The organism is Cryobacterium sp. GrIS_2_6, assembly GCF_035984545.1.
Lineage (GTDB): Bacteria > Actinomycetota > Actinomycetes > Actinomycetales > Microbacteriaceae > Cryobacterium.
The window spans coordinates 1,372,211-1,390,249 of sequence record NZ_JAXCHP010000001.1; the positions used below are offsets into that span (position 1 = coordinate 1,372,211).

At 67.1% G+C, this 18,039-nt stretch carries 15 protein-coding genes, 1 tRNA gene and 1 other RNA gene; 5 read left to right on the top strand and 12 right to left on the bottom strand.

The window, feature by feature from the left end:
• Positions 1–27 precede the first annotated feature (27 nt).
• Complete coding sequence (locus RCH22_RS06915) at positions 28–3,060, bottom strand: bifunctional [glutamine synthetase] adenylyltransferase/[glutamine synthetase]-adenylyl-L-tyrosine phosphorylase (protein WP_327013324.1); 3,033 nt, start codon at positions 3,058–3,060, stop codon at positions 28–30.
• 6 nt (positions 3,061–3,066) lie between these two features.
• Positions 3,067–4,404, bottom strand: coding sequence for a type I glutamate--ammonia ligase (gene glnA / locus RCH22_RS06920; RefSeq protein WP_134446491.1), 1,338 nt, complete (start codon positions 4,402–4,404; stop codon positions 3,067–3,069).
• A 100-nt stretch (positions 4,405–4,504) separates the two neighbouring features.
• Between glnA and panB the strand changes: the two genes are divergently transcribed.
• Complete coding sequence (gene panB, locus RCH22_RS06925) at positions 4,505–5,377, top strand: 3-methyl-2-oxobutanoate hydroxymethyltransferase (RefSeq protein ID WP_327013325.1); 873 nt, start codon at positions 4,505–4,507, stop codon at positions 5,375–5,377.
• A 3-nt stretch (positions 5,378–5,380) separates the two neighbouring features.
• Here the strand turns inward: panB and RCH22_RS06930 are convergent, their stop codons facing one another.
• Positions 5,381–5,569, bottom strand: a complete 189-nt coding sequence (locus RCH22_RS06930) for an SPOR domain-containing protein (protein ID WP_327013326.1) — start codon at positions 5,567–5,569, stop codon at positions 5,381–5,383.
• A gap of 12 nt (positions 5,570–5,581) precedes the next feature.
• Between RCH22_RS06930 and map the strand changes: the two genes are divergently transcribed.
• Entirely contained in the window at positions 5,582–6,448 is an 867-nt protein-coding gene (map, locus tag RCH22_RS06935; RefSeq protein WP_327013327.1) for a type I methionyl aminopeptidase, read from the top strand.
• A gap of 17 nt (positions 6,449–6,465) precedes the next feature.
• The gene (ppgK, locus tag RCH22_RS06940; RefSeq protein ID WP_327013328.1) at positions 6,466–7,230 is read left to right on the top strand and encodes a polyphosphate--glucose phosphotransferase; all 765 of its coding nucleotides are present in this window, start codon (positions 6,466–6,468) and stop codon (positions 7,228–7,230) included.
• A 66-nt stretch (positions 7,231–7,296) separates the two neighbouring features.
• On the opposite strand, the gene rnpB is transcribed toward ppgK, so the two are convergent.
• The 5 genes from rnpB to RCH22_RS06965 form a co-directional block, all read right to left on the bottom strand.
• Positions 7,297–7,667, bottom strand: an RNA gene (rnpB, locus tag RCH22_RS06945) — RNase P RNA component class A.
• Between the two features lie 22 nt (positions 7,668–7,689).
• Positions 7,690–8,427, bottom strand: a complete 738-nt coding sequence (locus RCH22_RS06950) for a C4-type zinc ribbon domain-containing protein (RefSeq protein WP_327013329.1) — start codon at positions 8,425–8,427, stop codon at positions 7,690–7,692.
• Positions 8,428–8,500: 73 nt separating this feature from the next.
• The gene (locus RCH22_RS06955; protein ID WP_327013330.1) at positions 8,501–9,322 is read right to left on the bottom strand and encodes a Nif3-like dinuclear metal center hexameric protein; all 822 of its coding nucleotides are present in this window, start codon (positions 9,320–9,322) and stop codon (positions 8,501–8,503) included.
• Between the two features lie 93 nt (positions 9,323–9,415).
• Complete coding sequence (locus RCH22_RS06960; protein WP_327013331.1) at positions 9,416–11,146, bottom strand: cytosine permease; 1,731 nt, start codon at positions 11,144–11,146, stop codon at positions 9,416–9,418.
• 38 nt (positions 11,147–11,184) lie between these two features.
• Positions 11,185–11,688 (bottom strand): DUF427 domain-containing protein, encoded by a 504-nt coding sequence (locus tag RCH22_RS06965; protein WP_327013332.1) that lies wholly within the window; start codon positions 11,686–11,688, stop codon positions 11,185–11,187.
• A 65-nt stretch (positions 11,689–11,753) separates the two neighbouring features.
• Here RCH22_RS06965 and RCH22_RS06970 point away from each other — a divergent pair, with 65 nt between their 5' ends.
• On the top strand, positions 11,754–12,659 hold the full coding sequence (locus RCH22_RS06970; RefSeq protein ID WP_327013333.1) for a universal stress protein: 906 nt from the start codon (positions 11,754–11,756) through the stop codon (positions 12,657–12,659).
• On the opposite strand, the gene RCH22_RS06975 is transcribed toward RCH22_RS06970, so the two are convergent.
• From RCH22_RS06975 to RCH22_RS06990, 4 genes are all read right to left on the bottom strand, one after another.
• Positions 12,653–12,991: a hypothetical protein gene (locus tag RCH22_RS06975; RefSeq protein WP_327013334.1), complete on the bottom strand. Its 339-nt coding sequence runs from the start codon at positions 12,989–12,991 to the stop codon at positions 12,653–12,655. The two genes, RCH22_RS06970 and RCH22_RS06975, sit on opposite strands and share 7 nt — an antisense overlap.
• A 79-nt stretch (positions 12,992–13,070) precedes the next feature.
• Positions 13,071–13,823 (bottom strand): ANTAR domain-containing protein, encoded by a 753-nt coding sequence (locus tag RCH22_RS06980; RefSeq protein WP_327013335.1) that lies wholly within the window; start codon positions 13,821–13,823, stop codon positions 13,071–13,073.
• 636 nt (positions 13,824–14,459) lie between these two features.
• Positions 14,460–14,532, bottom strand: a tRNA-Val gene (locus tag RCH22_RS06985).
• Between the two features lie 63 nt (positions 14,533–14,595).
• On the bottom strand, positions 14,596–15,063 hold the full coding sequence (locus RCH22_RS06990) for a peroxiredoxin (RefSeq protein WP_327013336.1): 468 nt from the start codon (positions 15,061–15,063) through the stop codon (positions 14,596–14,598).
• A gap of 244 nt (positions 15,064–15,307) precedes the next feature.
• Here RCH22_RS06990 and aceE point away from each other — a divergent pair, with 244 nt between their 5' ends.
• Positions 15,308–18,034, top strand: a complete 2,727-nt coding sequence (aceE, locus tag RCH22_RS06995) for a pyruvate dehydrogenase (acetyl-transferring), homodimeric type (RefSeq protein WP_327013337.1) — start codon at positions 15,308–15,310, stop codon at positions 18,032–18,034.
• Positions 18,035–18,039: the final 5 nt, after the last annotated feature.

Below are 18,039 nucleotides of genomic sequence, written 5' to 3' on the forward strand. Positions count from 1 at the left end.
GGGTACGGCCCGTTCGTCGTTCCCCGGTCAGCCGGCGAAAGGGCCCGCGTGTTCGACGGGGCCGTAGAAACGACGCTCGAACACGGCACGGGCGCGCCGGGTGACGGCGAGGTAGTCGTCTTCGAGCCGGTTGGCGGAGCCCGGCGGATATTCGAGGATCCGGGCGATGCCCTCGAGCTGGATGCGGTCGGTCGGGAGGGTGTCCGCGGTCCGGTTCATCCACAGGGTCATCGCGGAACGGCAGCGGGAGGCGAAGATCCACGCCGCCCGGAGGGTCTCGGCATCCGAGTCGCTCACGAGCCCGGCCCGGGCGGCGGCATGCAGGGCACCGAGGGTCGAGTGCGTGCGCAGCTCGGGGATCGCCGCGGCGTGCTGCAACTGCAGCAGCTGGACGAACCACTCGACATCGCTGAGCGATCCCCGGCCGAGCTTGAGGTGCCGGTTCGGGTCTGCGCCCTGCGGCAACCGTTCCTTTTCGACGCGCGCCTTCATCCGTTTGATCTCCCGGACCGCCTGGTCGTCGATCGCGAGCGGGAAGCGAACCGAGTCCGCGAGGGCCTCGAAGTCGGCAAGCAGACCGGCATCGCCGGCGACGCCCCTGCCCCGCAGCAGCGCCTGCGCCTCCCAGGTCAGCGACCAGCGCCGGTAGTATGCCGCATACGAGTCGAGGGACCGGGCGACGGCACCGTTCTTCCCCTCGGGACGCAGCCCGAGGTCGAGGTCGAGCGGAAGGCGGCTGTCCTCGGTGAGGCGTTTGAGTTCCCTGGCGATGACCATCGCCCGGGCGTGGGCGGCCTCGCCGGTGACGGCTCCCGCCCTGAACACGTACATCACGTCGGCGTCGGAACCGAAGCCCAGCTCCGCTCCCCCGAACCGGCCCATGCCGATCACGGCGAACTCGATGCCGTCCGCGTCGCCGTCCGGCTCGCCCCGGAGGCCGGTGCCGCGGATCGCCGCGGTGACGCCCTCGATCACGGTCGCGGTGACGTCGGTCAGGCCCGTCGCGAGCTGGTCGATGCTGATCCTGCCGAGGATGGACGAGAAGGCCAGGCGCAGGATCTCTCGGCGCCTCGCCGTGCGGAGGACGGATGCCGCCGCTTCCGGCGTCTGGTGGCGTGCCAGGACCGCGCGGGACTCTGCGCGCAGCACGGCGAGGGGCCGCGGGCGCAGGTCGTTCTCGTTCTCGAGCCATGCGACCGACTCCGGAATGGTTTCGAGGAGTTCGCCGACGAACCGGGACGAGGACAGCACCCGGGTCAGCCGTTCGGCGGCGCCGGAGGAGTCGCGGAGCATCCGCAGGAACCAGTAGGTCGACCCGAGGCTGTCGCTGAGGCGCCGGAAGGCCAACAGGCCGTAGTCGGGGTCGGCACCCTCGGAGAACCACTGCAGGAGGACCGGAAGCAGGTGGCGCTGGATCGTCGCCCGACGGGAGACGCCCCCGGTGAGCGCGGCGATATGGGCGAAGGCGCCCTTGGTGTCGCGGAAACCGATCGCCGCGAGCCTGGCCTCGGCCTGCGCGCTCGTGAGCACGAGCTCCCCATCGGGGAGGGCCGCAACGGCGGAGAGCAACGGCCGGTAGAAGAGGCGCTCGTGCAGTCCACGAACCCTGTGTTTAGTGTCCGCCCAGCGCGTGCTGAGCTGGGCGGCTCCCGAGGCGAGTCCGGTCGCCCTGGCGAGGATGCGCAGGCTCGCCTCGTCGCGCGGCACGAGGTGGGTACGTCGCAGCCGGTAGAGCTGCAGGCGGTGTTCCATCAGCCGGAGGATCCGGTAGTCCTGTGAGAATTCCGCAGCTTCCGCGCGACCGACGTAGCCGGACTCTGCGAGGGCCGCGAGTGCGGGGAGGGTGCCGGCCTGTCGCACGTCTTCGTCGGCCTGGCCGTGGACGAGCTGGAGGAGCTGCACGGTGAACTCGATGTCGCGCAGCCCGCCAGGGCCGAGCTTGAGCTGGACATCGACCTCGTCGTCGGGGATGTTGTCGGTCACCCGTTCACGCATCCGCTGCACCGACTCGACGAAGTTCTCCCGGCTGGCGCTCGTCCACACCTTCGGACCGACCGCGGCCAGGTACCGTTCACCGAGCCCGGCATGGCCGGCGAGCGGCCTCGCCTTGAGCAGGGCCTGGAATTCCCAGCTCTTCGCCCACCGCTCGTAATACGCGATGTGTGAGTCGAGGGAACGCACGAGCGCCCCCGACTTTCCCTCTGGACGCAGGTTCGGGTCGACCTCCCAGAGCTCGGGTTCGAGCGTCGGCTGGTTGAGGCCGCGCATCAGCAGGATCGCAAGCCTGGTCGCGATGTCGACGGCACGACCGGACTCGAGCCCGGTTTCGGGGTCTGCTTCCGCGACGAAGATGACGTCGACGTCGCTGACGTAGTTGAGTTCCCTGGCCCCGGCCTTCCCCATGCCGATCACGGCGAGCCGGGTGGAGCGCACCTGGTCGACGGGGAAGACGCCAGGGGCGGCAACGGGGGCAGACACCATCGTGCGTGCCACGGCGAGGGAGCCCTCCAGCGCGGCGGCGGCGAGATCGGAGAGCGCCCTGGCGACACCGTCAAGGCCGGCGACGGGGTCAGTCTGTTCGAGATCGAACGCGGCGACCTCCGCGAGTCTCCGCCGGTACCGCACTCGCAGCGCAACCCAGCCCGCGTCGTCGACGAGGGCAGCGAAGCCGTCGACGGCCCCGACCGAGGCGAGCAGATCCCGGGTGAGTTCCTCGGGGCCGGGAAGGGACCGTGACCGGGTGGCCAGGACGCCGAGCTCCTCCGGGTGCCGCAGGAAGAAATCGGTCAGGCCGCGGGACGCGCCGAGCACGAGCAGGAGGCGCAACGGAGCGCCCGGGCAGGCCAGGAGGGCCAGAAGCTCCGTCGGTGCCTGCCGCAGCAGGGCGATCAGGCCGGAGAGTGCTACGTCCGGGCTCGCCGTGCGGGCGAGCAACGGCAAGAGTCCTGCCGAATCGGGTCCGCCCCGGGTGACGACCTCGTCGAGGCACGCCCGGACCTCACCGAGTTCAGCGAAGCCGACCCTCGCAAGTTCGGTGAGGGTCAACGCCTCTCGCGCCATCGTGCTCTACAACATCTCGAGGTTCTTTTGCAGCTCGAACGGAGTCACCTGGGAGCGGTACTCCTTCCACTCCTGCCGTTTGTTGAGCAGCACGTAGTTGAACACGTGCTCGCCCAGGGTCTCGGCGACGAGTTCGGATTCCTCCATGAACTGGATGGCGTGGTCGAGGCTCGCAGGCAACTGGCGGTAACCGAGTGCGCGGCGCTCGGTATCGCTGAGCCCCCAGACGTTGTCCTCGGCTTCCGGAGGCAGCTCGTAGCCCTCTTCGATGCCCTTGAGGCCGGCAGCGAGCATGAGCGAGTATGCAAGGTACGGGTTCGCCGCGGAGTCGATCGCCCGGTATTCGATGCGAGAGCTGTTGCCCTTGTTCGGTTTGTACAGCGGCACGCGGATCAGCGCGGACCGGTTATTGTGGCCCCAGCAGACGAAGCTTGGCGCCTCGTCCCCGCCCCAGAGCCGCTTGTACGAGTTCACGAACTGGTTCGTGACTGCGGTGATCTCCGGTGCGTGCTTGAGCAGGCCCGCGATGAACTGACGCCCGGTGCGGGACAGCTGGTACTGCGCGCCCGCCTCGTAGAAGGCGTTCGTCTCGCCCTCGAAGAGGGACAGGTGGGTGTGCATGCCCGAGCCCGGCTGGTCGGACATCGGCTTCGGCATGAACGTCGCGTAGACGCCCTGCTCGATGGCGACCTCCTTGATGACCGTGCGGAAAGTCATGATGTTGTCGGCCGTCGAGAGGGCGTCCGCATACCGGAGGTCGATCTCGTTCTGGCCGGGGCCGGCCTCGTGGTGGCTGAACTCCACCGAAATGCCGAGTTCCTCGAGCATCCGCACGGAACGGCGCCGGAAGTCGTGAGCGGTTCCGCCGGGGACGTTGTCGAAGTATCCGGCGGAGTCGACGGGCACCGGCCCGTCCTTGCCGAACTTCGACGACTTCAGCAGGTAGAACTCGATCTCAGGATGCGTGTAGAACGTGAAGCCGCGATCCGCCGCTTTCGCAAGCGTGCGTTTGAGCACGTTGCGCGGGTCGGCAACCGCAGGCTGCCCGTCGGGGGTCGTGATATCGCAGAACATGCGTGCGGTCGGGTCGACTTCGCCCCGCCACGGCAGAATCTGGAACGTTGTGGGATCCGGATGCGCGAGGACATCCGCTTCGAAGGACCGCGTCAGGCCCTCGATGGCCGAACCGTCAAAACCGAGACCCTCTGCGAATGCGCCCTCGACCTCGGCCGGTGCGATCGCCACCGATTTCAGGGTGCCGACGACGTCCGTGAACCAGAGACGAATGAACTTGATGCCCCGTTCCTCGATGGTACGAAGAACGAAGTCGCGCTGCTTGTCCATCCACGCCCTTTCTTGTTGATCACTAGGTTACTGGCTGTCGTGACCTCGCGTGCGAAAACGGCCCCGGTGGGCGGAATCGGCCGCTGGCTACACTGGAGGCATGCCAGAGTCGACCGCGTCAGATGCTCCCCGTTCCGTCAATGATCTGAATCCATTCGTTCCCGCCCCCGCAGGACCCAAGCGGGTGCGCACCCGCCATTTCTCGAACGCGAAAAAGCATGGAATCCCGATTTCGGGCCTGACCAGCTACGACATGCTCACTGCCCAGATTTTCGACCAGGCCGGGATCGATTTCCTCCTGGTCGGAGACTCGGCGGGCAACAATGTCTTCGGCTACGAGACCACTCTTCCCGTCACCGTCGACGAGCTGATCCCGCTCACCCGTGCCGTCGCCCGCGCCGTCACCCGCGCCCTTGTCGTCGCTGACATGCCCTTCGGCTCCTACGAGACCGGCCAGACGGAAGCGCTCCACACCGCGGTGCGGTTCATGAAGGAAGCGCAGGCCCACGCGGTCAAGCTCGAGGGCGGGGTGCGCAGCCACAAGCAGATCAAGAGAATCGTGACGAGCGGAATCCCCGTGATGGCCCACATCGGTTTCACACCGCAGAGCGAACACGGTCTCGGCGGCCACATCATCCAGGGCCGCGGCGACGCCGCGGAGAAGCTCCTCGAAGACGCCCTCGCCGTGCAGGACGCCGGCGCGTTCGCCGTCGTCCTCGAGATGGTTCCGGCGACCGTGGCCGCAGAGGTCACCAGCAAGCTCGAGATCCCAACGATCGGTGTGGGGGCAGGACCGAACGTCGACGGCCAGCTGTTGGTCTGGACTGACTTCGCCGGCATGACCGAGGGCCGGGTGCCGCGTTTCGTGCGACAGTACGCCAACGTGCGCAGTGTCCTCACGGATGCCGTGCACCAGTTCAAGTCGGACGTCGAGAGCGGCGTGTACCCCGGGCCGGAACACAGCTACGAATAGCTGTCAGCGGTCCTCCGCGGCGTCCTCCGCCGACCATTTCGCGCTGTTCGCGCGGAGCTTCTCCAGGGCGTGGGCTGCCTCGTCGCGGGTGGGGAACGGGCCGACCCGATCGACGGCGAGAGATACCATTCCCTCCTCGACGGTGCCCGTGCGCAGGTTGTACCAGAACTGGTGCTCAGTATCTTCGGCCATAAGCTAGATCCTATGCCTAAGGATTCCGCCGGTCACCTCTTGCCAGGCCCGGTATCCCCCATCCGTTCCGTCCCCGCCAGGATCCCCCGTCCGGAATACGTCGGCCACGCCGCCCCTGCGCGGTTTACCGGTTCCGACGTCTACCCCGCCGCGAAGATCGAACTGATCCGTGATGCCGGCCGGATCGCCGCGGAGGCGATCAAGGCCGTCGGCCGGGGCATCCGCCCGGGCGTGACCACGGAAGAACTCGACCGGATCGGCCACCAATTCCTGATCGAGCATGACGCGTACCCCTCCACGCTCGGCTACCGGGGCTATCCCAAGTCGCTGTGCAGCTCGGTCAACGAGGTCATCTGCCACGGCATCCCCGACACGACGGTCCTCGAAGACGGCGACATCGTCAACATCGACATCACCGCCTTCAAGAACGGCGTCCACGGAGACACCAACGTCACGTTCATCGTCGGCGAGGCGAGCGAAGCGGTGACACTCCTCGTCGAACGCACGAAGGAGGCGCTCGCCCGCGGCATCAAGGCCGTCGCCCCCGGGCGCCAGATCAACGTGATCGGCCGGACCATCGAGTCATATGCCAAGCGGTTCGGCTACGGCGTCGTTCGCGACTTCACCGGCCACGGCGTCGGCGAGGCCTTCCACTCCGGCCTGATCGTCCCCCACTACGATTCTGCCCCGCAGTACGACACCGTGATGGAGGTGGGCATGGTCTTCACGATCGAGCCGATGCTCACCCTCGGCGGCACAGACTGGGACATGTGGGCGGATGACTGGACCGTGACGACCAGGGACAAGAGCATCACCGCCCAGTTCGAGCACACCCTTGTCGTGACCGAACGCGGCGCAGAGGTCTTGACCCTCCCCTAGACGGTAGGTTTTCTACTATGAGTTCTCAGACGGCCATCGGCATCGACATCGGCGGGACCGGCATCAAGGGGGCACTCGTCGATCTTGCGACGGGCGCGCTGCTGACCGACCGGGTCAAGCTCCCCACGCCCAAAGGCGGGCGCCCTGCCGACATCGTCGAGACGACCCGCGTCATCCTCGAAAGGGTCAGTGCCACTGCCGGCGTGACCGATGTCCCCGTCGGCATCTGCTTCCCCGCGATCGTCAGGCACGGACGGACGATGTCGGCCGCCAACGTGTCCAAGAAATGGATCGGCCTCGAGGCCGCGGCCCTGTTCGCGAGGAGCCTGGGCGTACCCATCACGTTCGTGAACGACGCGGATGCCGCGGGGTACGCCGAATCCCAGTTCGGTGCCGCACAGGGAGTGGAGGGTGTGGTGATCCTGACCACCCTCGGCACCGGCATCGGCACGGCGCTCCTGAACGACGGGGTGCTCGTGCCCAACACCGAACTCGGTCACCTGCAAATCGACGGCGTCGACTACGAGACCCGCGCGTCGTACTCCGCGCGGGAACGGGAGAATCTCTCCTGGTCTGCCTGGGCGGCACGCCTGCAGAAGTACTACTCCATACTCGAGGCGCTCTTCTCCCCCGACCTGTTCGTCGTCGGCGGCGGCGTCTCCAAGCACCACGACGACTTCCTGCCGCTGCTCGCGCTGCACACGCCGATCGTCCCGGCCGTGCACAAGAACAACGCCGGCATTCTCGGGGCTGCGGCCCTCGCCGTGAAGGACCTGGACTAAACCAGGACCGGTCTCGTCCCGTGGCTGGTTGACGGCTCCCCCGCGGGGGGCCCAACGGGGAAAAGGGGAATGGGCCGGCTGATACGCCGGGTTCTGTCCCGGTTTTCACCGGGGACGGCCATCTATCTCGGGACTACGTTGCCGCAGCCCTCCAGCGGTCTACCCGGAAACTCGGCGAGCCGCCTTAACGTTTCCTGTGTGACCTTGCTCCGGACGAGGTTTACCGAGCCGACCAGGTCACCCTGGCCTCTGGTGGTCTCTTACACCACCGTTTCACCCTTACCACCGAAAAACGGTGGCGGTCTACTTTCTGTGGCACTGTCTCGCGGGTTACCCCGGGTGGGTGTTACCCACCGCCCTGCTCTGTGGAGCCCGGACGTTCCTCGGCAGCCGGTCCCCCGAAGGGAACCGGCTGACGCGGCCGTCTTGCCGACCCATTCCTGTCCCCAGTCTACAGGATCAGATTCCGGACTCCTCCGTCCGCACCAGGATCGCACCACAATCCGGGCAGAACAGCACCTCGTCGGCCGCAGACGACCGCACGGACTCGAGGTCGCTTCCGGTGAGGGTGATGGTGCATCCGCTGCAGGTGCGCTGGCGCAACAGCGCGGCAGCGTTCCCGTGGCCGCTCACGAAGAGCTTCTCGTAGAGGCTCGCGAGATCCGGCGCGATCGTACCTGCGATCACGGCACGGTCGCGGCGGAGTTCCTCGAGCTGGCGGTACAGGGTGGCGAGGTCGGCGTCGCGTGAGATCTCGGTCTCCTCGACTCGGGCGGCCAGCGCGTCCCGTTCGGCTTCGACGACCGCAACAGCCGATTCACGTTCCTCGAGGCGCTCCATCACGGCGATCTCGATCTCTTCGAGGGCGAGCAGCCGTTTGCGGAGTGCGGCGAGTTCGGTGTCGAGCGCCTGGACGTCCTTGACCGAACTCGTCGTCTGCAGGCGTTCGTCGTCGCGCTTGATGCGCTTCTCGACGACCTCGACGTCGGACTCGATCCGGTTCAGTTCGAGACGAACGTCCTCGACTTCTCCGTGGAGAGTCGTGAGGTTCATCCGGGTCTTGTCCGCGGTTCCGGCGAGTGCGGTGAGTTCGACGTGCTGGGCGAGCGCCCTGGTCTGGTGGTCGACCTGCTGGAGCCTGATGTCGAGAGCCTGGAGCCGGAGCAGTTCCTTCTGCTCGATGGGGGATGCCTTCACTTGAGTCCTGACCTTCACGGGTATTGAATTTGACCGGCCCGGTGGCCGGATACTGTCGGTGGGGTTGTGCAGGCTACTGCACGATGACGAAGTCCCACGGGTCCGTGCGCAGATCGCTCACGTCCACCCGTAGTCCCGGAAAAGCGTTCCGCAACGCGCCGGCGGCGGTGTCAAGCCACAACCACTCGCTCGCCCAGTGTGACACGTCGATCAGCGCCGGTGTGTTTCCCTCGAGCAGCGCCTGTTCCCTGGCCTCGGAGGCCGGGTGATGACGGAGGTCGGCGGTGATGTAGACATCCGCGGCCAGCACGGCAGGAACCCTGAGCAGGGAGTCACCCGCTCCGCCGCACAGCGCGACAGAGCGAACCGGTGCGGCGTACTCCCCCGAGACTCGGATCCCGGACGCTGTCGCGGGCAGGATCGTCGCGAGGCGCCGGGCGAGTTGGCCGAGTGTGGTCGGAGTCCCGAGCAGCCCGACCCGCCCGATACCGGTCCCTGGCACGGTCCCCGCGGTGATCGGCTGGGCGTCCACGAGTCCGAGTCGCGACGCGAGGACGTCGGAGACACCATCGACGACGACGTCCGCGTTCGTGTGTGCGGCTAGGAGTGCGCAGCGCGACCGGATCAGCCTGGCCAGGAGGGCACCCTTGTACCGGTCCTCCGCGACGGACGTGACTCCGCGAAGAAGGAGCGGATGGTGGACGAGGAGAAGGTCGGCACCGACCTCGATCGCCTCATCGACGGTCGCGGAGACGGCGTCGATCGCGAGGAGGACGGAATCGACCAGGTTCGACGGGGCGCCGCTCACGAGTCCGGGTGCATCCCACGTCTCCGCACCCGACAACGGCCAGAGCTCGTGGACGGTCCGGGTGATCTCTGCGAGCGAATAGGACACCCCGTCAGCCTACCCGTGCACTACGCCGGCCATACTCAGAGTGCCGACTCGCAGGCGCCGGTCTCACGGAACCCACCCGGCGTACCCGTGGACTCAACCCGCGGACGCCGGGGTCCTGGCGTTCTCCTGCCTGCGGATCGCCGGAATGCCCGCGAGGAGGGGTGTTGCGAGGCCCAGGGCGAAGACGATCAGGACTCCGGGGTTCGTCGCCGCGAATTCCCCGACCGGGTCGATGCCGAGTGGTGCAAAGAGGTAGCCCTGCCAGGCCGACAAGCCCTCCCCCGGGACGAGAAGCCCCCAGCCGATCACACTGAAGACGACGAAGGCGGCCAGATTGGCCCAGCGCACGTCCGCATACGCTCCACCGCGCTTCAGGAGGCTGCGGGTGTCGTACCGATTGGCCCGCACGAACGTCTCGGCGGAGAACAGCCCCGACCATGCCGCAACCGGGATCGCGAGTGTCAGTGGCATGGTGAGGAACGCCGCCCGGACACCGAGCCCACCGGACGGCAGGAGGAGTAGTGCCGCGCCCATCGCCGTGAGAGCGACACCCGCGGCCCGCGGGAGCCCCGAGGACAGCGCCGCGGCCGCAAGGCCGCCCGAGTACAACGTCAGGATCAATGCCGAGAGCACGGTGACCGTTCCGAGCAGAAGCAAGGGCCATTCGAGACCGGCGGGCAGGAGCGCAGCGAGCGTTCCGACCGGGTCGACGGCGAGGTCTGCTCCCCACTGGCCCTGAGACGAGACGAGCAGGGCCCCCCAGCACGCGAGGACGAGAGCAGGCACCCCGACGCCCGCGAGGAGCCAGAGTACCGCATTCGATCCGGAACCGGACCTGCCCTGATAGCGTGCAAGGTCTGCGCCGCTCGACGCCCAGGCGAGTCCAAGGTAGGCGAACACGAGGGTGACCCCGCCGAACACCGTAAAACCGCTTCCATCCGGAACAGTGAGCGCCGAGCCAACGTCGACGAGCCCGGCCGAGAGCACCATCACCGCGATCACCAGGGCGGCACCTGCGACGGCGAGCACGGCCTGAACGGAGCGGATGAGCGCATAGCCGAAGAGCGCGACCACGGTCGCCACGATCAGGACCGCCAGCGCGGGGAGCGGAACAGACCCGTCCCTGGTCCCACGTGCCAGCGTCGGCGGGCTCGTAGCTGCGGTCACGGCCCGGCCCAGGATGGCGAGGAGCAGTGCGCCCCAGGCCATCCGGACAAGCAGAGCGAACACTGTGGGAACGAGGTTTCCGATCACGCCGAACGTTGCCCGCGACAGCATGACCATCGACTGCCCGTTTCGCCGGCCGGCCAGGGTTCCGAGGCCGAGCGGGATCAGGGAAAGCACGATGCCGAGCACGGTGACGAGTACGACCTGGCGGATGCTGAGTCCGAGGTAGGCGAGGCGCGCACCGACCGCGACGCTGACTACGGATGCCGTCACCGCGAACCAGAGACGGAAGACCCGGCTCCCGCGCCCGACCCGGTTCACCACCGGGGTCGGCGCCTGCGAGTAACGCTCGATCACGAGCCGCGGCTCCTCGGCGAGAGCGGCATCGACGAGGACAATTTCGTCGTCGCTGACCCGCGGACTCGCTACGGGCGCCGCCACCCCCGTCGGAACGTCGTCGGCGTCGTCGGGCAGGTCGTCGTCGACTCCGAAGCCGACGATCTCGGTCGCGGCCGTCCTCGGCGCGCTCCCGTCCAGTGGCGTGATGCCCAATTCGATCACGGCGGGTGACTCCACTGTGAGCGCGGCGTCGTCAGCCGGGGAGGTGGGTTCGGGCGGAACGGGGCCGTCCTGCCCCCTCGGGTACTTGTCGGACATGCCCCGAGTGTAGCCAGATGCCCGAAATCCCGGCAGGTCTACCAGCCGAGGGTGCCCGGCTCCCCCTTGAACGGCCCGACGACCCGCGAGGTGATCCAACCGCCATAGAAGGATCCGGCCTGCGCGTGGACGACTTCTCCGTCGACAGTGCAGAGATCCATCCGCCCCGGATAGAGTGCGATCCGGCCCGCGAGTGCTTCGAACCCACGCTCGGGCTCAGGGTAGGTCCAGGCTGCGCCGACGGCACGAGCAGTACCCGAAACGACGGTCAGGTATGACGCGGTTCCCTTGTATTCGCACACCGATCGGCCGTCCGCCGGCACGAGAGAGCCGGGGACGAAGGCGTCGCGGGGAAGGTAATACGCCGGCGGGTGGCTCGTCTCGAGCACGCGAACCGCGTTTTCGGTGCGCGCGATCTCGAGCCCACCGAAGCGGATCACCACTTCCTCGGAGACGGGCTCGACCCTGGGCGGGCGCGGGTAGTCCCACACCGATTCCTGGCCGGGACCCGGGACGACCCTGTCTCTGTGTGCGGATGTCATCGGGCCATAGTAGCCCGGCAGTCCCGCGGCGGGGTGGCAGTGCACCCCGGGGGTACACTGCGGGCATGAAGGAGAACGTGATCGTTGCGATTGACGGCGGGCCGGCCAGTGCTGCAGCGCTCGATTGGGCGATCACCCGAGCGGTCGACCGCTCGTCAGCCGAACCGGACGCACAACCGATCGAGCTAGAACTCACGACCGTCGTCGACCTGGGTTGGTCGCCGCACGACGTCGCTCTCAGCTTCCAGCCCGTCTACGAACGCGCGCTGGCCGCGGCCACCCATGAGGTGGAACGCCGGGCTCCGGGGTGCCGCAGGACGAGCTACGTCCGACACGGTGTCCCCGTCGACGAGCTCGTCAGGGCATCCGCTTCGGCGGACCTGATGGTGATCGGCTCGAACAAGACCGGGCTTCTGACCGGGGCCGTCTACGGGACGCTCCCCCTCCGCCTCGCGGCGCACGCGCGCTGCCCGGTCGTCGTCGTTCCGGCGACGTGGCGACCGCGGATCGGCCCTGTCGTCGTCGGGTTCGACGACGACCCCGCCGGCACCGAAGCCCTCGACTGGGCTGCCGACGAAGCGGTCAGGCTCGGGCGCGGCCTCCGGATCGTGCACTCCTGGTCGATCCCGATGACGGTAGCGATCGACATCGGCGCGACGGTGCCCTTCGAAGCGCTCGGTGAAGCGAATGCCGAAGCGCTCGCGATCACGGCCCAACGGGTGCGGGACGCCCGTCCAGGACTCGACGTCGTCGAGATCCTCGACACCGGGCCGGCCGCCCCTGTTCTCGTCGATGCGTCCGGGGAGGCGGAACTGCTCGTGGTCGGCACGCACGGACGCGGCTCGGTCGGAAGCCTCGTCCTGGGCTCAGTGAGCCACGACGTGCTGCTCAACCTGCCCTGCCCGATCGCGGTCATTCCGCACCGAATCGACGGGACGTCGTCAGGCGGTCAGACGGGACGTCGTCAGTAGTCGAATTCGTCGAACTGGGGAGCATCGAGACCGTCGCCGGTCCAACCACCCTGGGGCACCGCCATCGGGGCAACCGCCTTCGTGCGCAGGCCCGCAGTGATAGCGGTGTCGACGAGTTCGCGGAAACCGGTCGGCGACGTGACGCTCGTCAACTGGCTCTCCGCGCCGATCAGGAACTGGGCCCTCCCGACCCGGCCGCTGTCGCCGACGACGGGAATGTCCACAACTTCGACCTGGCCTCGGGTACTGAGTCTTTCGGCATACTGCATGACCGCATCGGCAAGGTCACTCCCGGTTACGACGGATCCTCCGGCTTGGAATATGCGCTTCATCGTCTTCCCTCACTGGCTCAGTGAACGGTCCATGTGCAGCCAGGGTCCGGGGCGCAATCCCAGTATATGCAGAACCCGTTCAGAGGCGAAGGGTGCGATCGACCACGGCCGCGGACACTTCGGCGAGCGGCCTGCTGTGGCTCCTGGCGTAGTGACGGAGCATCGTGAACGCCTCGTTCATGTCGACGTCGTGCATGAACGCGATGACGCCCTTGGCCTGTTCGATAACGACACGGCTGTTGAGCGCGTGCTGGAGCTGTGCGCGAGCGATCGAGAGGAATCCCTGTTCGAGTGCACCCGCACGGACGAGAGGCCATTTCGGGGCGACGACGTCGAGCTCGGGAATGGCGACAGCGGCACCGGTCGTCATGCACTCGACGCAGGGACCGGCGCCCGCTCGCAGCTGGAGGATTTCGACCAGCCGGGTGCGCTCATTGGTGGAGGCCACGACCTCGAAGCCCCGTGACCGGCGGCCGTGACCGGCGGCGAGGATGATCCCCACCGCGGACGCTCCAAAGAGGAGCGCGCACCGCTCGACGAGAGTCTGCAGGACCGATCGTCCGTTTGAGAAAGCGTAACCATGGAGGAGCAGCACTGCATCCGTGGCGGAAAGATTCAGCTGGACGAGGATCATTCCCGTGGCACGGTGGATCACGCGGCGCGAGAATCCCTCGGCTTCCGGTTGCGTCGGAGCCGCAGGGTTCGGTCCGACGGCATCCAGTCGCTCCGGATCGTGTTCGACGGAAACGTGGTCTCGAAGCGCCCGGCGCAACACGACTCGGGCGACGATATCCGCGAGTTCCGTTGCGTCGGAGACGGCCTCCGGCGGCAAGGGGCCGGCAACGGACGAACAGAGGTCGACGGCGCCGATCTCGAGCGTTCCGATGACGAGAGGGAAGGCGAACAGCCCCCCCTATACCCCCTTCGTCGAGTGCCGTGCGGAACATCGGCCAGGCCGGATTCTGCTCGAGGCGGATGTCCGGCGAGAGGACAGGGCGCCGGGTCGCCAGCGCCCGCCAGCACGGTCCCTCGCCGAGATCGAATTGCAGTTCGTCGATCCGGGCGGCGAACGCGTCACTCGCGCTGATCGTCTCGGTCCCGAAGGGCGCGCCGAGGGTGGAGATCGCTGCTCCAACGATGGGGAGCACTCTCAGGAACGGGGCGTGCCGGAGTCGTCCCACGCTTCGAGTTCCCGGGCGGCGGTATCGAATGCCGCACGGCTAACGGGGGACACGGGCCGGGTCCTGGGCCCGGGGGCATGCCTGTTCTGGCCGACCGGGACATCCACTCGCAGATCACTCCACAGGAGAGCCACTGGCACACACGACCTTCCGGCTCCCGAAGGAGCGACCGGTTCACACGGGAGTCCCGGCAGGACTCACCGAATTACCCCAAGCCTAACCCGTGCGACCAGATCCCGGTTGACCGAAGAATCACTCTCGGACACGCCGGTGTGCTGACCTACTCGTGGGCCCTACCGGGCTCGAACCGATGACATCCACGGTGTAAACGTGGCGCTCTACCAACTGAGCTAAAGGCCCCTGCGCATCGACTTCCGCCGGGGTTGAACCGACACCACTATACCGGTGGGAGCGGCGATCGGGTCACGCGGGCTGGAGTTCGCCGATCGCGGCACGGTAGGCCTCGAGCGAACGCGCCTCGCCCGGAGCCGTGATGAAGCTCGCACGGATGATGCCGTCCGGGTCGATCAGGAAGGTTGCGCGGTTCGAGAAACCCTTCTCCTCGAGGAAGACGCCGTATTCCTTGGCGACGGCTCCATGCGGCCAGAAGTCGGCGAGGAGGTTGAATCCGTAGTTCTCCTGCTCTCCCCAGGCGCGCAGCGCGTGCCGGGAATCCACCGAAATACCCAGGAGTTCAACACCACTGTTCTCGAACAGGCTCAGGTTGTCGCGCAGGGTGCACAACTCGCCACTGCAGATTCCTGAGAACGCGAGAGGGAAGAACACCAACGCCACCGACTTGTCACCGCGATACTGGCTGAGCTGGATGTGCTCGCCGTACTGGTTGACCAATTCGAAGTCGGGTGCCTGGGTGTCATTCTCCAGAGCCATAGTGCGTCCTTTCCTGCGTCAGCCACCAGTGGCAAGCGCCGGAACAGCCTAGCCCCGGGGATGGGGGAAACCTAGACAATTCTTTCGCTGACAGCGTTCGTCGCGTACCGGCCGCGCGTGCGCGACACACAGCTGGAATCTGTAGGCTGGCGTGGTGCCAGCGGTCCACAGGGACCGCTTTGCGGCACGCCTAACCAGGCACGGTCGCGTATCACACGACCTGCCCGATAGAGAGAGGTCGACTGTGACTGTCAACGACCAGGACCCATACTCGGTGAACAGCACGGATGCGGATCCGGAAGAGACGAAAGAGTGGTCCGAATCTCTGGACGCACTCGTGGCCGCCCAGGGACACGAACGCGGCCGCGAGATCATGCTGAGCCTGCTCAAACGATCCAAGGAACTGCACCTGGGCGTCCCCATGGTGCCCACCACCGACTACATCAACACGATCGCGGCCGGAAACGAGCCGGACTTCCCCGGCGACGAAGACATCGAGCGCCGCTACCGCGCGTGGATCCGCTGGAACGCAGCCGTGCTCGTGCACCGCGCACAGCGACCCGGGATCTCCGTCGGCGGACACATCTCGACATACGCCTCTTCCGCCGCCCTTTACGAGGTCGGCTTCAACCACTTCTTCCGCGGCCAGGACCACCCGGGCGGCGGAGACCAGATCTTCATCCAGGGCCACGCCTCCCCCGGCACCTACGCCCGGGCATTCCTCGAGGGCCGCCTGAGCGCGAACCAGCTCGACGGCTTCCGCCAGGAGAAGTCGCACGCGCCGCAGGGATTGTCGTCCTACCCGCACCCGCGCCTGATGCCGGAGTTCTGGCAGTTCCCGACCGTGTCGATGGGCCTCGGCCCGATCAACGCCATCTACCAGGCGCAGACCAACCGGTACCTCACCAACCGCGGAATCAAGGACGCCAGCGACCAGCAGGTCTGGGCGTTCCTCGGCGACGGTGAGATGGACGAGGTCGAAAGCCGCGGCCAGCTCCAGGTCGCCGCGAACGAGGGTCTCGACAACCTCAACTTCATCATCAACTGCAACCTGCAGCGCCTCGACGGACCGGTCCGCGGAAACGGAAAGATCATCCAGGAGCTCGAGAGCTTCTTCCGCGGTGCCGGCTGGAACGTCATCAAGGTCGTCTGGGGCCGCGAGTGGGACGACCTCCTGTCCCGCGACGTCGACGGCGCCCTGCTCAACCTGATGAACGTCACCCCCGACGGCGATTACCAGACGTACAAGGCCGAGAGCGGCGCATACGTGCGCGAGAACTTCTTCGGCCGCGACCCGCGCGCCCTGAAGCTCGTCGAGGGCTACACCGACGATGAGATCTGGAACCTCAAGCGTGGCGGCCACGACTACCGCAAGGTCTACGCAGCGTTCAAGGCCGCGTCAGAGCACAAGGGCCAGCCGACCGTCATCCTCGCGAAGACCGTCAAGGGCTACGCCCTCGGCCCGAGCTTCGAAGGTCGCAACGCGACCCACCAGATGAAGAAGTTCACCCTCGAGAACCTGAAGACCTTCCGTGACAGCACCCACATGCCGATCACGGATGCCCAGCTCGAGGAGAACCCCTACCTGCCCCCGTACTACCGTCCGGACGAGAACGACGAGGCGATCCAGTACCTGCACGAGCGCCGCCGCGCTCTCGGCGGCTATGTGCCGGAACGCCGGAGCAAGTACACCCAGGTCAACCTTCCGCAGGACTCGACGTATGCGCCTACCCTGAAGGGCTCCGGCACCCAGGAGATCGCCACGACGATGGCGTTCGTCCGTTTGCTCAAGGAGCTCTTGCGAGCCAAGGACTTCGGCAACCGCATCGTCCCGATCATCCCCGACGAGGCCCGCACCTTCGGAATCGACGCGTTCTTCCCGAACGCCAAGATTTACAACCCGAACGGCCAGCAGTACACGTCCGTCGACCACGCCCAGCTGCTCGCGTACAAGGAGAGCCCGCAGGGCCAGATCCTGCACGTCGGCATCAACGAGGCCGGTGCGATGGCCGCGTTCACGAACGTCGGAACCTCTTACGCCACCCAGGGCGAGCCGCTCATCCCGATCTACGTGTTCTACTCGATGTTCGGATTCCAGCGCACCGGCGACGCCATGTGGGCCGCCGGGGACCAGATGGCCCGCGGCTTCATGATCGGAGCCACCGCGGGTCGCACCACCCTGACCGGTGAGGGACTGCAGCACGCCGACGGCCACTCGCCGCTCCTCGCATCCACCAACCCCGCCGTCGTGTCATACGACCCGGCGTACGGCTACGAGATCGCGCACATCGTGCGTTCCGGTCTCGAGCGGATGTACGGCGGCCTGCACGACGACCCGAACGTCATGTACTACATCACCGTGTACAACGAGCCGGCCGTGCAGCCGGCCGAGCCCGACGAGGTCGACGTCGACGGCATCGTGCACGGCATCCACCGGATCAACCACTCCCAGATCACCGGACCGAAGGCGCAGCTCCTGGCCTCCGGTGTCGCCGTGCCGTGGGCGCTCGAGGCGCAAGCCCTGCTCGCCTCCGACTGGGGAGTCTCGGCCGATGTCTGGTCCGTCACGTCATGGGCCGAACTGCGCCGCGACGGCATGCGTGCGGAGGAGCATAACTTCCTCAACCCCGACCAGGGCCCGCAGGTGCCGTACGTCACGAAGAAGCTCGCCGGAGCGGCCGGCCCGTTCATCGCGGTCAGCGACTTCATGCACGCCGTGCCCGACCAGATCCGCCAGTTCATCCCCGGCGATTTCGCCACCCTCGGCGCGGACGGCTTCGGCTTCTCGGACACCCGCCCTGCCGCCCGTCGGTTCTTCAAGATCGACGGACCGTCCATGGTCGTCCGAACCCTCGAGATGCTCGCCCGTCGCGGCGAGATCGACAGGGCGGTGGTCGGGCAGGCCATCGAGAAGTACCAGCTGCACGACGTGACCGCTGGCACAACGGGTTCCGCCGGGGGCGAGAGCTAACCCGA

Bases quoted from the DNA above. Each gene is read 5' to 3' on its own strand.
- panB (WP_327013325.1), top strand. From the start codon at position 4,505: ATGCCAGAGTCGACCGCGTCAGATGCTCCCCGTTCCGTCAATGATCTG.
- ppgK (WP_327013328.1), top strand. From the start codon at position 6,466: ATGAGTTCTCAGACGGCCATCGGCATCGACATCGGCGGGACCGGCATC.
- glnA (WP_134446491.1), bottom strand. From the start codon at position 4,404: ATGGACAAGCAGCGCGACTTCGTTCTTCGTACCATCGAGGAACGGGGC.
- RCH22_RS06975 (WP_327013334.1), bottom strand. From the start codon at position 12,991: ATGAAGCGCATATTCCAAGCCGGAGGATCCGTCGTAACCGGGAGTGAC.
- RCH22_RS06915 (WP_327013324.1), bottom strand. From the start codon at position 3,060: ATGGCGCGAGAGGCGTTGACCCTCACCGAACTTGCGAGGGTCGGCTTC.
- RCH22_RS06930 (WP_327013326.1), bottom strand. From the start codon at position 5,569: ATGGCCGAAGATACTGAGCACCAGTTCTGGTACAACCTGCGCACGGGC.
- RCH22_RS06965 (WP_327013332.1), bottom strand. From the start codon at position 11,688: ATGACATCCGCACACAGAGACAGGGTCGTCCCGGGTCCCGGCCAGGAA.
- map (WP_327013327.1), top strand. From the start codon at position 5,582: ATGCCTAAGGATTCCGCCGGTCACCTCTTGCCAGGCCCGGTATCCCCC.
- RCH22_RS06990 (WP_327013336.1), bottom strand. From the start codon at position 15,063: ATGGCTCTGGAGAATGACACCCAGGCACCCGACTTCGAATTGGTCAAC.
- RCH22_RS06960 (WP_327013331.1), bottom strand. From the start codon at position 11,146: ATGTCCGACAAGTACCCGAGGGGGCAGGACGGCCCCGTTCCGCCCGAA.
- RCH22_RS06970 (WP_327013333.1), top strand. From the start codon at position 11,754: ATGAAGGAGAACGTGATCGTTGCGATTGACGGCGGGCCGGCCAGTGCT.